Source organism: Streptomyces inusitatus, from assembly GCF_014651115.1.
Classification (GTDB): domain Bacteria; phylum Actinomycetota; class Actinomycetes; order Streptomycetales; family Streptomycetaceae; genus Streptomyces; species Streptomyces amakusaensis.
In genome coordinates, this window is record NZ_BMWG01000008.1 from 95,081 (window position 1) to 108,453 (window position 13,373).

The 13,373-nt window shown below is 69.8% G+C and carries 10 protein-coding genes; 4 read left to right on the forward strand and 6 right to left on the reverse strand.

From position 1 onward, the window contains the following. Positions 1-16: 16 nt before the first annotated feature. The 3 genes from IE247_RS15515 to IE247_RS15525 form a co-directional block, all read right to left on the reverse strand. Complete coding sequence (locus tag IE247_RS15515; RefSeq protein ID WP_190123699.1) at positions 17-1,624, reverse strand: endonuclease/exonuclease/phosphatase family protein; 1,608 nt, start codon at positions 1,622-1,624, stop codon at positions 17-19. Between the two features lie 94 nt (positions 1,625-1,718). Beyond that, on the reverse strand, positions 1,719-3,314 hold the full coding sequence (locus IE247_RS15520; RefSeq protein WP_190123700.1) for a phytoene desaturase family protein: 1,596 nt from the start codon (positions 3,312-3,314) through the stop codon (positions 1,719-1,721). A 140-nt stretch (positions 3,315-3,454) separates the two neighbouring features. Beyond that, a complete protein-coding gene (locus tag IE247_RS15525) occupies positions 3,455-5,254 on the reverse strand; it encodes an NAD-binding protein (protein ID WP_190123826.1) in 1,800 nt (599 codons plus the stop codon). A gap of 370 nt (positions 5,255-5,624) precedes the next feature. Between IE247_RS15525 and IE247_RS15530 the strand changes: the two genes are divergently transcribed. Then, positions 5,625-7,154 (forward strand): helix-turn-helix domain-containing protein, encoded by a 1,530-nt coding sequence (locus IE247_RS15530; RefSeq protein ID WP_190123701.1) that lies wholly within the window; start codon positions 5,625-5,627, stop codon positions 7,152-7,154. 288 nt (positions 7,155-7,442) lie between these two features. Here IE247_RS15530 and IE247_RS15535 read toward each other — a convergent pair whose 3' ends face one another. Beyond that, complete coding sequence (locus tag IE247_RS15535) at positions 7,443-9,365, reverse strand: hypothetical protein (protein WP_229869134.1); 1,923 nt, start codon at positions 9,363-9,365, stop codon at positions 7,443-7,445. Positions 9,366-9,715: 350 nt separating this feature from the next. Between IE247_RS15535 and IE247_RS15540 the strand changes: the two genes are divergently transcribed. Then, positions 9,716-10,549 carry an SLATT domain-containing protein gene (locus IE247_RS15540; RefSeq protein WP_190123702.1) on the forward strand — a complete coding sequence of 278 codons (834 nt, stop codon included), beginning with the start codon at positions 9,716-9,718 and terminating at the stop codon, positions 10,547-10,549. A 59-nt stretch (positions 10,550-10,608) separates the two neighbouring features. Here the strand turns inward: IE247_RS15540 and IE247_RS15545 are convergent, their stop codons facing one another. After that, entirely contained in the window at positions 10,609-10,782 is a 174-nt protein-coding gene (locus tag IE247_RS15545) for a hypothetical protein (RefSeq protein ID WP_190123703.1), read from the reverse strand. A gap of 119 nt (positions 10,783-10,901) precedes the next feature. On the opposite strand from IE247_RS15545, the gene IE247_RS15550 reads away from it, so the two are divergent. Then, positions 10,902-11,498, forward strand: a complete 597-nt coding sequence (locus tag IE247_RS15550) for a TetR/AcrR family transcriptional regulator (protein WP_190123704.1) — start codon at positions 10,902-10,904, stop codon at positions 11,496-11,498. A 140-nt stretch (positions 11,499-11,638) separates the two neighbouring features. Continuing rightward, positions 11,639-12,844, forward strand: a complete 1,206-nt coding sequence (locus IE247_RS15555) for an MFS transporter (RefSeq protein WP_190123705.1) — start codon at positions 11,639-11,641, stop codon at positions 12,842-12,844. 14 nt (positions 12,845-12,858) lie between these two features. On the opposite strand, the gene IE247_RS15560 is transcribed toward IE247_RS15555, so the two are convergent. Further along, complete coding sequence (locus tag IE247_RS15560) at positions 12,859-13,242, reverse strand: hypothetical protein (protein ID WP_190123706.1); 384 nt, start codon at positions 13,240-13,242, stop codon at positions 12,859-12,861. Between the last annotated feature and the right edge of the window lie 131 nt (positions 13,243-13,373).

Genomic DNA, 13,373 nt, shown 5'->3' on the forward strand with positions numbered 1-13,373 from the left:
GGGGCGCCGGCATTACCTAGCCGAGGGAGACATCACCTCGCACGACGTAGTGGTCTGAGCGGTGAGGCTTATCGACGGGCGGGGCGGAGGCCACCCGGCAGAACGTCCAGGAGCTGTTCGCGGGGGCGAAGACGTAGTCGTACTTCACATTGTTTCCGGTGGTGGTGGGCCGGTCCTTCTTGGTGGCCGGTTCGGTGGGGGTGGCCGGCCGGTCCTTCGCATCGCACTCCTGGTGACCTGCGTCGTAGAACGACTTGGCCACGGGGTCGCCCGGCGCCGCGTTGAGGTCGCCCCCGACGATCACCCGATAGCCCTTGGCCGTCGCTTTCGCGGACGCGGCCCGGAGCTCCTCGGACTGTGCCAGACGGGTGGCCGCGTCGGCCTCGCCTCCGTGGCTGAAGTGCGCGGTGCAGGCGTAGACCGACCAGGACGGGACGGTGGCGCAGAGGGCGGTGCGCTGCTCCTTCTTCTTCGTCACTGTCGTTGTGCCGTCGGGGTTCACCTTCACCGAGCCGTCGAGGTTCGTCACCATCTCGTCGGCGGGCGAGGTCAGACTGTGCGCCTCATAGAACTTGTTCTCGTCAGGGACGGCGATCGCCACGCCGTACGCTCCGCGATCGACACCATTGACATCACGGGCACACGGCTTCTGAGCCTTGAGGGGCGCATCCTTGCCACTGGCCCTCACCTTGTATTCGATGGGAGCGAACCGCACATCCCATTCTGAACGGTTGGCCTCCAGCGCATCCTCCAGAGGCCTCGCGTACTTCTCACAGAACTCCTGGAGAAGGATGATGTCCGGCCTGAGATCCTCAGGCCTGGGGTCCCCAGGCTTGGGAGTCCCAAGGACCTTCTCCTCGTGCTCCTTCAGCTGCGCCATGAACTCGGTGGCGAAATTCACCGCCGTGCTCTTGTAGAGCGGACATCGCAGAGCCCCGGTGCCCACGTCCTTGGTGCCGTTGTTGAGACAGGCGTTCCACGACATCACGTCAAGGCTCTTCGGCGCGGCCGCAGGGGCCTGGGCAAGGGCCCCGGGGCCGGGCACCGGCTCCAGGACGAACCTCTCCCACCCTCGCGCACTTTCCTGGTTCGCTATCAGCAGCCCCTTGTCCGTCGCGTTGTCGCGCGCGGAGAGGTACTTACCGGTTGTATTGGACTTCAGCGCATATTCATCCTTCTCCGAGTCCGGCTTCTCCAGAGTGAAGCGCGCCTCTTCACCGATCGGCCCCTCGCTCTGCGCCCGGATCACTCCCCAGCGCTCGAGATAGTCCATCTCCGCAGCCGCATAAAGGCCGTTCTGCGCGGATCTCAGAGTGACTGTTTCGCCGTACAGGTCATTCTCGGTCTGGCGCGAGGTGTGCAGCGTGAAAACGTGCGGGAGACCGGCATCCCCTGTGGCCGGCGTGCCGGCCTGAACCCGGAGCGCTCCCGTGAGGATGCCCTGATCGGTGTTGGACAGCGTGACGTACTTGCCGGTTTGAGCGACCTTGATGTGGAACTTCTGTCCGGCGGTCTTGGACAGCTCCGAGGGCTTCGGGAAGGCGGCGGCCCCGGCGGTGGTCGGCGCCAGGAGTCCGAGCAGGGCGGCGCAGACGGCGAGTGCGCCGCGCATTCGGCTCTTCATGCAGATCCTCTCTTCGTCGATTCGGCCGTTGTCAGAGCGTCGGGCTCAAGATCATTGGCCGGATCAGAGGCGCACATTACGCAGAGGTCCGCTATTACGCGGTGGTCAGCGCGGTGGCGACCATGTGGCCGGAGGCTCCGCCGAGGCCGGGGCCGGGGTGGGTGGAGGCGCCGATGTGCCAGAGGCCGGGGAGGGGGGTGGCGTGTCGGCCGGAGCCGGGGAGAGGGCGCCAGAGGAAGCTCTGATCGAGTTCGGCGGAGCCGCCGTAGGGGTCTCCGCAGATCGCGTTGGGGTTGTGGGCGGCGAGGTGGACGGGGCTGATGACGTCCACGGCGAGGATCTTCTCGCGCAGGCCGGGCGCGTGCGCGGCGACACGGTCGAGGACGCGGTCGGCGTACCCCCGGGCCAGCTCGGGGGTCCAGCCGGCGGTGGTGTCCAGCTCGCCCGCCGCGTCCCCGAGCGGGGTGAAGGGGACTTCCTGGAGCTGGAGCCAGAGGGCGGCCGCGCCCGGCGGGACCCGGGAGGGATCGAGGACGTACTGCTGGCCGACGGCGACGGTGGGACGCCGGGGCAGCAGTCCCGCCTCGGCCTCCGCGCAGGCGATGCCGGTGCTGCCGGAGCCGTCGGAGAGATGGATCAGCGGGATCGCGGCCAGCCGGCCGTCCCGCCACTCGGGCGGGGCGGAGAGGGCCACGTGGATCTGCATCGCGCCCCGGCCGGGGCGGAAGCGGGCGGCCTCCTCGCGCAGGCCGCCGACGGCGGCGTCCTCGGGGAGCAGCTCGCCGTAGAGCGCGGTCGGGGTGACCGAGGCGAGCACCGCGCGGCGGGCCCCGACGAACCGGCCCCCGGCGACCACGCCGACCGCGCGCCCCCGCTTCACGACGATGCGCTCGACCTCGGCGCCGGTCTCGACGCGGACCCCGAGGGAGTCGAGCAGCGAGCGGAAGGCATCCAGGAACCGGCCCGAGCCGCCGGCCGCCACGGGCAGGCCGAAGCCGTGCAGGGTGACGGCGAGCAGCGGCAGCATGAAGCCGCCCGGGGCCTGGTCGGGCGAGAGCCCGGTGTGCAGCAGCCAGGGGGCGTACAGATGGTCGACCTCGCCGCCCCGGAACTCCGAGCGGGCGTATCCCCGGCCGCCCGAGGCGAGCGAGCGCGGCCACCGTTCGCGTCCGGCGCGTCCGGCGTCGCGGGAGAGCCTGGCGAGGTGCCGCAGCGCCTCGGGTGAGCGCGGTTCGCCGCCGAGCAGCCCGCCGAGCGACTCCATGTTCCTCTCGTACCGGCGCAGGACGGCGAGGTAGGCGGTGCGGTCGGCCGGGTCGGCGAAGCCGTCGGCGGTGCGCTCGGGGTCGCGGTGGGCGAGGGTGGCGCGGCCGTCGTCGGCCACGCTCGCGGTGACCCACTCCTCCGTATTGCGGTAGGTGAGGCCGTGCTGTCGCAGCCGCTCGCCCAGGACCGCGTGGGCCGGGCCGGAGACGAACAGCGGGTGCCAGGAGGAGTAGGTGTCGTGGAGATAGCCGGGGAGGGTGCGTTCCTCGGTCGCGATGAATCCGCCGATGTCCGCGTTCCGCTCCAGCAGGGCGACCGACCAGCCGGCCGCCGCCAGCTCGGCGGGGGCCACCAGGCCGGTTGTCCCCGCGCCCACGACGGCCGCGTCGCCGCTCTCGGCCCTCTCCCTCTGGTCTCTCCTCACCCCGGGCGGGGGCCTTCCCGGCCCGTCCGCTCCGTCAACGAGCGGTGCGCCCGGGGTGGTTCCGCCCGTGTGGGCCGTCCGGGCGGGAAGGGCCGGGAGAACCGGGAGGGCCCGGAGGGCCCGGCCCGGCTGTCGCTCCGCTATCTCCCGGCGCGGGTGCTGAGCAGGTCGGCGAGGCCCTGACGGGTGGTGGCGAGGACCATGCGGTCGTCGTGGCGCAGGACATAGCCGGGGTGCAGATCGAAGAGGAGCCCGGAGGTGTGGGCGGTGCCGTCGTCGTGGTGGTGACCGGCGGAGAGGTCGGGGCGGCGGTCGTCGGGGGCGGCGGTGTCCAGGGCGAGCACCCGCCAGGTGCCCGGCCGGGTGGCCTCCTGAATGGTCCGGCCCTCGAACCCGGGGAGTTCGCCGACGTCGAAGACGGCGAAGACCAGGACGCGGCGTTCGACCGGTATCGCGCCGAGGATCTGGCGGCCCATCATCGCCCCGGCGAAGGCGGGCGCGGCGAGGGAGGTGACGCTGCGGCTGCGGGTGAGGGCGTCGGGGTGGGCCGCGCGCAGGGTGCGGTAGACGGCGGTGGCGAACTCGTCGTCGTACAGCCGCAGTGCCACGCGCAGCCGGGGGGAGAGGCCGCGGGCGCACAGGGCGGCTTCGAGATTGGTGGTGTCGGAGCTGGTGAGCGCGAGGAGCGCGTGGGCGCGGTGGATCCTGGCGGCTTCGAGTACGCCCTCCTGGGTGACGTCGCCGAGGACGACGGGGACGCGCAGGCTCCGGGCGAGGGCGATGCCCCGGGCGTCGGGGTCGTCCTCGACGCAGACGACGGGTATGCCCAGTTCGCGGAGGCGGGCCAGGACACGGGTGCCGACCTTGCCGAGGCCGAGCAGGACGACATGGTCGTCGAGGCCCCGGGGCGGGCGGCGCAGGGCGGTGGCGGAGCGGAAGGAGCCGAGCGCCTCCAGGACGGCGGCGACCATGACCGGGAGCAGCAGGAGTCCGGCGAGCCCGGCGAGGAGTTGCAGCAGCTGGCGGTCGGTGCTCGCGTCGACCGCGGGTTCGTTGATGGCGAAGAGGTCCAGAAGGGTGATGTAGGCGGCGTGCAGGGGGTGGGCGTCCTGGGTGATCCACGCGGCGACGGCCAGGGCGGTCACCGCGAGCGCGAAGCCCGCCAGGGACCAGCGGACCCGGCGGGAGAAGAGTTCCCCGACGGGCAGCGCGGCGGCGCTGATCCTGCGTGGTGTGCCGGTGGGGCCGCTGGGCGAGATCGTCTCCAGTACGAGGCTGCCGCGGCCGGCGGCCCCGGCGACCTCCTCGTCGTCGGGCAGCAGCCGCGGGCCCTGCGCGCCGCTGGCGTCGGTGCCCTCGGCGCCGGCGGGGTCGGTGGTGGTGGAGGAGAGCAGGGCGAGGGTGCACAGCCCCGGTTCGGCGCTCTCGCCGGGGCGGGGCGGCGGCCGCTCGGCGGCCCGCAGCAGCAGACCGTCCGCCTGGACGATCTTGCTGGTGCCCGCGGCCGCGGTGGCGGCCAGCGCGGGGGCGGCGGTGTCGGCGTCCGAGAGGACGGTGGTGAGGGATTCCGCGGCGGCCCGGTCGACTCCGGCCACCTGCGCGGCCTGGTCGAGGAGTTCGGCGAGGTACTGGCCGAGCTTGCGGTTGTAGAGCCGGATCACCAGGCGCAGCCGGGGGTTGAGCCTGCGGGCCGCCATGGCCCCCCGGATGTTCGTCTCGTCGTCCTCGTACATCAGCGCGAGCGCGTCGGCCCGTTCCACACCGGCCGCGCGGAGGGTGGCGCGGTCGGGTGTCTCGTGTTCCAGCACCCGCGGTGTGCCGGGGCCGGGTTCCGGGGCGAGGCTCGCGTCCGGGGTGAGGAGGGTCACCCGCTGGCGGTAGAGGCCGTGCAGTTCGGCGGCGAGCCGGAGGGCGAGGGCGTCGTCGCCGCAGACGACCATCTCGCCCGCAGTGGCGGGCGGGGCGTGGGGGTGGGCCTGGTTCTGGTTCTGGGGCTGGCGAGTCGGGGAATCCACGCGGACAGCATGCCGTGCCGCCGGATCCGGCCATTCTCCGGGCGACCGGGGCGAGTTCGGACCGGTGGTCCCCGCCGGGCGGCGGACGGGCCGGCCGGGCCCCGACCTGGCCGTCGTCAGGGCGGGGGCCGACGTAGTGCCGGGCGGCGCACCGACACCCGTACGGCGGCCTCCGGTTTGACCGGGCGGCCCGGCCGACGGATCGTCAGAGAGAGGTCCGAGGGAGCGCCGGAGTTTCACCCGAACGCCACCCCCGGCGCGCACCACATCTCATATCTGAGATAACCTCAATCGCATGGCAGACGACTACCTCGTACGCATCGGCAAGCTCATCCGTGACGCACGGCAGCATCGTGGCTGGACGCAGACGCAGCTGGCCGAGGCGCTCGGCACCAGCCAGAGCGCGGTCAACCGCATCGAACGCGGCAACCAGAACATCAGCCTTGAGATGATCGCGCGCATCGGTGAGGCGCTCGACAGCGAGATCGTGTCCCTGGGTTACGCCGGTCCCATGCATCTGCGCGTGGTCGGCGGCCGTCGGCTGTCCGGCGCGATCGACGTCAAGACGAGCAAGAACGCGTGTGTGGCGCTGCTCTGCGGCTCCCTCCTCAACAAGGGCCGTACGGTGCTCCGCCGGGTCGCCCGCATCGAGGAGGTCTTCCGTCTGCTGGAGGTCCTCAACTCCATCGGCGTCCGCACCCGCTGGATCAACGAGGGCGTCGACCTGGAGATCGTGCCGCCCGCCCAGCTCGACATGGACGCCATCGACGCCGAGGCCGCCCGCCGCACCCGCTCGATCATCATGTTCCTCGGTCCGCTGCTGCACCGGCTCGACGTCTTCAAGCTGCCCTACGCCGGCGGCTGCGACCTGGGCACCCGCACCATCGAGCCGCACATGATCGCACTGCGCCGCTTCGGCCTGGACATCACCGCCACCGAGGGCCTCTACCACGCCGAGGTCGAGCGCGACACCTCCCCCGACCGGCCCATCGTCCTGACCGAGCGCGGCGACACCGTGACCGAGAACGCGCTCCTCGCCGCCGCCCGCCACGACGGCGTCACGGTCATCCGCAACGCCTCCTCCAACTACATGGTCCAGGACCTCTGCTTCTTCCTGGAGGCCCTGGGCGTACGGGTGGAGGGCGTCGGCACCACCACCCTGACCGTCCACGGCGTACCCACCATCGACGTCGACGTCGACTACTCCCCCTCCGAGGACCCGGTCGAGGCGATGAGCCTGCTGGCCGCCGCCGTGGTCACCGAGTCCGAGCTGACCATCCGCCGCGTCCCGATCGAGTTCCTGGAGATCGAGCTGGCCGTCCTTGAGGAGATGGGCCTCGACCACGACCGCTCCACCGAGTACACCGCCGACAACGGCCGCACCCGGCTGGTCGACCTGACCGTACGCCCCTCCAAGCTCGAAGCCCCGATCGACAAGATCCACCCCATGCCGTTCCCCGGCCTGAACATCGACAACGTCCCCTTCTTCGCCGCGATCGCCGCCGTCGCCCAGGGCCAGACCCTCATCCACGACTGGGTCTACGACAACCGCGCCATCTACCTCACCGACCTCAACCGCCTCGGCGGCCGCCTCCAACTCCTCGACCCCCACCGCGTCCTCGTCGAGGGCCCCACCCGCTGGCGCGCGGCCGAGATGATGTGCCCGCCCGCACTCCGCCCCGCAGTGGTGGTCCTCCTCGCGATGATGGCGGCGGAGGGCACCTCCGTGCTGCGCAATGTGTACGTCATCAACCGGGGTTACGAGGAGCTGGCGGAGCGTCTGAACTCGGTGGGCGCGCAGATCGAGATCTTCCGCGACATCTAGGGATTCGGGCGAGCCCGGGTCGGGCAAAACACGGCCCGGGTGCCCGAAATCCGGCTGTGAACTGCGGAAACGCCTCTTCCATTGCCTTGTGCAAAACTGTGCAAGGCTAGTCGGATTCGCTGACGAAGCACCAGGTACAGAGGCACTGGAACGAGACCCCGAAGCCTCACTCAGGGTTACGGGGCCTCAGTTCCCTCTTCCCGGTTTGGCCGCACGTCCCGCATGTGCGAATCGGTCGGGCGGAGCACCGGAAGCACTCAAGGAAATCCGGGTGCCCCATGCCCATGCCTACGACAGGGCCGTATCTGTTGAAGCCCGGGTGGTGTGACGAGTTCGCCAGTAGCCGGCGGCGTCCTGACCTTCCCGCATCGCGGTGAACTCGTCCGACTGCTGCCCGAGTGCGGCAGCGGGCGCCGTGCCCTGAACGTAGGAATCGAGACCGCAGTTGAGCGCACTGCGGCTCAGGAACTCGGCGTACTCGCGCACGGACGCGACAATCGGAAAGCCGGCGGGGTTGCCGTGCACCAGGGCGTTGCGGACACGGTTCCGTCTGGCCTTCAACACGGCCCCTTCGGCGGTGTAGTCCGCGATCAGGGCGCTGTACTCGGCATGATCGCTCACACTGGCGAACATTCGCCTGATCCAGGCACGCTCGGACTCGATGCGGCACAGCGAGAGGAGATCACCGCAGCGGTCGGCGACGAACAGGATCCAGGGGCGCGACGGTCTGTCCGCGAGCCACTCTCGGGTCAGTTCGTCACGCAGCGGCCTCTGGTTCCCACCGCCGAGCAGGCACATATGAACGGCTCGCCGCACGTCGGTAAGCCACCGAATGTGCGGCCAGCGCTCACCGAGGAGGTCGAACAGATCGCCGGGGGCGAGGGCGGCGTGTGCCGCGACGTGTTGCACCACACGGTCCGCGAGGGGAATCACGCTGCTGATATCCGCTTCGGACGGCTTGCGCATCGCCATGGCACGGCTGAACGGATGGTCGGCGGCGGTCTGCACCTCAAGTGCGGCCGTGAGGAACCGGGGAAGCTCCTCGCGAGCCAGCGCCGATGCGATGCGCGGCCCATGCTTCTTGATCGCGTCCGCGGTGATGCTTTCACCGTAACGGTCATCGGGGAAGCCTGCCTGGCGTTGGGAGACAAGCCAGCTGAGAGGGCCGGTCTTGCCGGAACGCAGGACCCCGTACTGGGCGAGGTGCGGACGGACCCCGCCGGAGTTGTGGATCGAGACGTTGAGGATCGTGTTCACCATGTGAACGGCACGCTCCAACGCACCGGCTACCGTGGTTTCGCCAAGGTCGACGCGGACCAGGAAGTCGACGTCGGACTCCTCGTCGGCCATCTTCGCGACCTTGAAGAGGCCACCGTGCCGCACCAGCTCCCAGAGCTCCGCCTTGTGCTCGAAGTCCTGGCGCTCCGGCCTGGCGTTGGGAACCGCCCAGTGGGCGTTGATGAAGGACACCCGCCCGGCGGAGAGGTGCATGAAAGCCCCTCCCTGGTAGCCGAGCCACACCACGATCGGCTCGACCTGGGCCGGAGTGCCGATGCGGGTTCGGGCGTTCGTCATCCGCTCCGACAGCGGCACATTCTTCTGGCCGATGGGGATGCCATTGAGGTCACGACCGAATGCGACTATCGAGACCAGATCGCGGACGATCCCCCCTGCATCGAGGCCGCGCCTGCGCAGCTGATCGAAGAGCAGTTCGGCGATCGGCCGGTACTCCCGGCCCGCCAGGGTGCGGTCCTGGGCGGTGGCCACGAGGTCGTCCCAGCCGGCGCGGACAGCTTCGTCCGCCTCCAGTGCTTCGAGGAGATCCCTCGCCGTCCCGATGACGTTGGTCCAGGAGGCGTCGGTGCGGGTACCCGGCGGCCGCTTCAAGATCACCGTGGGACTTCCGATGAGCTGTGCGAAGGCGGTTTGAAATCGCTCAAGTGGTGTTGCGATGCACGCGTGGAGCGAGGGGCCGAGCGCGTGGGTGGACTCGTCGAGGTCGAGCTGGAGCGACCTTCGGTTGGCGGAGTTCTTCCAGGCATCGACGCCGCTGGCAAGCTCCACCCACTGCAGGATTTCCTCCGCGAGCGCGGTGAGCGGTATCACGGTGCTTGCACCGTGACGCCGGTCGAGTGACGAGACCAGGGATTTCAGCCAGTCCGGATCGTCGGCGGACCAGTGGTCGCTGACGTTGTAATCGGTCATCACCATGGGCCGCCCGCCTCTCGTGCGATCCTCGCAGCTGTCCGGATGGGCTGCTTCGCCATGCCTCCGTGAGGATACGGGGGCGTCCGGCTGCGGACGAAGCGCCAAGACATCGGCTGCCCCGGGCGCTCCGCATCGTCCCGGCCGCAAGGTATAGGAAATCCAGCGTTAAGGCATGAGAAATCCAGTGTTCTATCGACTCGCACCTCAGCGACTTTCGGCCAAGTGTTTACAACAAGGTGTTCGGATGTCGCCTGGCCTACTTAAGGTGACTGCCGCGCTCGACACGGATCAAGCCGTGGTCACCTGCGGCGCGAGCAGCGGCTACGTCCGCATGCACACGGGGGAGAAGCGCTGTGGCCCGACTGACCGAAGCCCAAATCACCACACTGGAAAGCGAGTACCGGGAGAAGAGCAGGGCCTACGACCATGCTCTGGAAAATCTGAAGGCCACCCGCTTCCAGCGGCGGATGTACTACCTGATTGCCTTCGGCTCCATGGTTCTGACCGGCCTCCTCGGCTACACGGTCGTCATCGGGCTCTGGGAAGAGAAGCCGACCTTCACTCGGTGGGCAGGGCTCATCATCGTGGCGGCCTTGTGGATCGGCGCGGGCGTCATGCTGATGCACAACCGGAAGACCAAGGTCGACCACACGTCCGAGCTGCGCAAAAAGCTCGCGGCGAAGCAGAACGCCGCTGCGGCGCTTCCTCTTGACTCCGAGGCCGCACTGCGGATCTACCGGGAGTCGACTCTTGAGCTGATGGACGCATACCGGATCAGGGCAACCCGCAACCGGCGCGTGAACAATGCACTCCAGGCCCTCATCATCGCCGGGTCGATCGTCGCTTCAACCTTGGTCGCCATGGACAACAACATCACGCCGCTGAACCTGGCAGCCACCATCCTCAGCGCCACGGTCGGTGTGGGCGCCGGCCTGTCGGGCTACTTCAAGTTCCGTGAGCGGGGATTCAACTTGCAGTCCACCGCGGACGAGCTCGAGAAGCACTACACCGCGGTCCAGTTCCGCCTCGACGAGTACGAGAACGTCGACCCCTCCCTCACGCCCGAGGAGGGGGAGAAGGAAAGGTTGCGGCGGTTCGCACGTCTCGTGGAAAAGATCAAAGAAGAACAGCGCAAGCGGGAGCTGCAACTGGAGCAGTCACCTGAGCAACAGCGGAGCCAGGGATAGGGCTTTCGCATGCGGCAGGATCGCCGTGGCACGGCTGCTCACGGCTGCGACGATCGCCTTCAACGCCGCCGCGTGAACCGCGCCGACGACGGACACCGGTACGGAGAGTCCGAGCACAGCAGCGCCGCGAACCACACCCACAGCAGGGACGCGGCGACCAGCAGCAGAGCGCCGCCAGAGCGCAGCTGTATCGCCGTCCGGCGGAAGTCCTGGTCGCAGTCACGTGATCGCATGGCAGATGAGCCCAGGCGGCGTGCACCCGGGCGGAGCCATCGGCCATCCGCCGGACATCGCGTCGCGAGATCCGCGACCCGTATTGAACTGGCCCATACAAAACTGTTACCGTCACCGCGTGGCGCGCCCCAGGACGTTCGACGAGACGCGGGCCGTCGACGCGGCGATGCGCGCCTTCTGGGCGAACGGCTACGAGGCCACGTCGACGGAGGACTTGTGCGTCGCCACGGGGCTGGGTCGCAGCAGCTTCTACAACACGTTCAACAGCAAGCGTGAGCTGTTCCAGCGGGCGCTTGCCCGGTATGTCGACATGACGAACTCCAATCAGTCGGCCATACTGGAGAATTCCAGCCTGCCCGCCGCGGAGAGGATTCGTCTCCTGCTGGCGTCCGTCATCGAGGCGGAGGCGGGGAACCGGCCGGGGGGTCGCAGCGTCGGCTGCCTCGGGGTCAATACCACCGTTGAGCTCTCGGGCCGCGAACCGGACATCGGTCGGCTCCTGGGCCGGGACACGGACCGGCGGACGGCCGCGCTGCGGAGTGTCTTCGAGATCGGCCTGCGCGACGGCAGTGTCTCGTCGGACCGGAGCCCGGAGGCGCTCGCCCGGTATCTGAACGCCGTGATCGGCGGAATGCGGGTGTCGGCCCAGGGCGGTGCCGACCGGGCGGCCCTGGAGGCCGTCGCGGAGGCCGCGATGGACGCCTTCACCTGTTGACCTCTCCATGACACGCCCCCGTTGATGAGGGGACGGTCACGCCGGGCAAATTTTGTACTGATCAATCCAAAACATCTCGGAAGGGAACCCTCATGTCCTTAGAAGGGCGGCACCACACGGCCGAGTCGGCGGGTCCGGCCGTGCCCCGTGCCGTATACGTCCTGGCCATTGGCATCTTCGCCATGGTGACCAGCGAGTTCGTGGTGGCCGGTTTGATGCCTCAGATGGCCGACGGGCTCGGCGTGACCATTTCTCGGATCGGCTACCTGATCACCGCCTTCGCGATGGCCATGGCAGCGGGCGGGCCGTTTCTGACAGCGGCGGTGCTGAGGATCCCCCAAAAGGGCGCGTTGATGGTGTTGTTCGTCGTCTTCCTCGCAGGCAACGCACTGGCCGCCACCGCTTCCTCCTACGGCGTCATGATGGTGGCGCGCGTGATCACCGGCATCGCGTCGCAGGCGTTCTTCGGCGTCTCGATCTCGATCTGTGTGCGGCTGACCCGCCCGGAAGTACGCGGCCGGGCCATCGCGGCGGCCATGAACGGGCTGATGCTCGGCACTCTGCTGGGTCTGCCGCTGTCCACCATGATCGGGGAACGTCTGGGCTGGCGGGCCGCCTTCTGGGCCATCGCCGTTCTGACGGTGATCGCCGCACTGTGCACCGCGGTCGGAGTGCCGCGACTGGAGCGGACCGGCGAAGGGGGCGGCTTCCGGCGGGAGATGACGGTGTTCAGGAAGCCCGGGCTCTGGCTGGCGTTCATCACCAGCACCCTGATCATCGGTGCGACGTTCTCCGTGTTCAGCTACTTCAACCCGATCCTGACCGAGGTCACCGGCTTCAGCGCCGACACGGTCCCCCTGCTGCTCATCGCCTACGGCGCCGCCACCGTGGTCGGCAACAGCATCGTCGGACGGCTGGCCGACCGGCACACCCTCGGCGTCCTGCTCTGCGGCCTGATGCTCAACGCCGTCTTCCTCACCGGTTTCGCGCTGCTCGCCGACGTTCCCGCCGCGGCACTGATCTTCATGATGGGCATCGGCCTGGTGGGCGTCACCATGAACCCGGCGATGGCCACCCGCGTCCAGCGCGCGGGCAACGCGGGGCCGTTGGTGAACTCCGTCCACTCGTCCTTCATCACCCTCGGCGTCATCATCGGTTCCTCGCTCGGCGGTCTGGCCATCGAAGCCCACGGACTGCGCGGTCCGCTGTGGCTCGGAGCCGCCCTGGCCGTGCTCGGCCTCGCCGGCCTCCTTCCCGATCTGATCCGCCGACGCGCCCCCGGCCCCGGTCCCGGCCCCGGCGACGCGCCGGCCGGCCTGCCCGCAGTCGGCGCGCGGCGGGAATGAGGTCCGCCCCCGGCTCAGGAGTCCGCCGCACCCCGGATCAGCCGCCCCACGCGCTCGACGTCCGGGAGGGGGGAGGCGTGGCCGCTGCGCCCCGGGGCGGGTTCGGTCGCGGCGGTCGCCGGGGAGACGAGGCGGCGGAGGCCGGTGCGGAGGAGGGTGGTGTCGACGGTGGAGATGCCGCTGAGGGCGAGGACGGAGACGCCCTGGTCGAGGGCGGCCATGAGCTGGGCGACGTCCGCGACGGGGAGGTTCTCGCCGGGGGGCCGGGTCTCGGAGGCGACGCGGGCGTAGGCGTCGAGCATGACGTGGACGCGGGCGCGGAGGAGGGAGGTGAGGGTTTCGTCGCGGGCGGCGGTCGCGATGAACTCCAGCATCGCGAGGCCGAAGCCGCGCACCATCTCGGCGGCGTCATCGTCATCGTCGTCGCCGGGGCGGGGGGGGGGGGGGCCCCCCCCCGCGGGCCGGGGGGGGGGGGCCCCCGGGGGGGGGGGGGGGGGCCCGGCCCCCCCCCGGGGGGGGTGGGGGGGGG

Bases quoted from the DNA above. Each gene is read 5' to 3' on its own strand.
- IE247_RS15530 (WP_190123701.1), top strand. From the start codon at position 5,625: ATGGCAGACGACTACCTCGTACGCATCGGCAAGCTCATCCGTGACGCA.
- IE247_RS15545 (WP_190123703.1), bottom strand. From the start codon at position 10,782: ATGCGATCACGTGACTGCGACCAGGACTTCCGCCGGACGGCGATACAG.
- IE247_RS15515 (WP_190123699.1), bottom strand. From the start codon at position 1,624: ATGAAGAGCCGAATGCGCGGCGCACTCGCCGTCTGCGCCGCCCTGCTC.
- IE247_RS15560 (WP_190123706.1), bottom strand. From the start codon at position 13,242: ATGGTGCGCGGCTTCGGCCTCGCGATGCTGGAGTTCATCGCGACCGCC.
- IE247_RS15525 (WP_190123826.1), bottom strand. From the start codon at position 5,254: ATGGTCGTCTGCGGCGACGACGCCCTCGCCCTCCGGCTCGCCGCCGAA.
- IE247_RS15535 (WP_229869134.1), bottom strand. From the start codon at position 9,365: ATGGTGATGACCGATTACAACGTCAGCGACCACTGGTCCGCCGACGAT.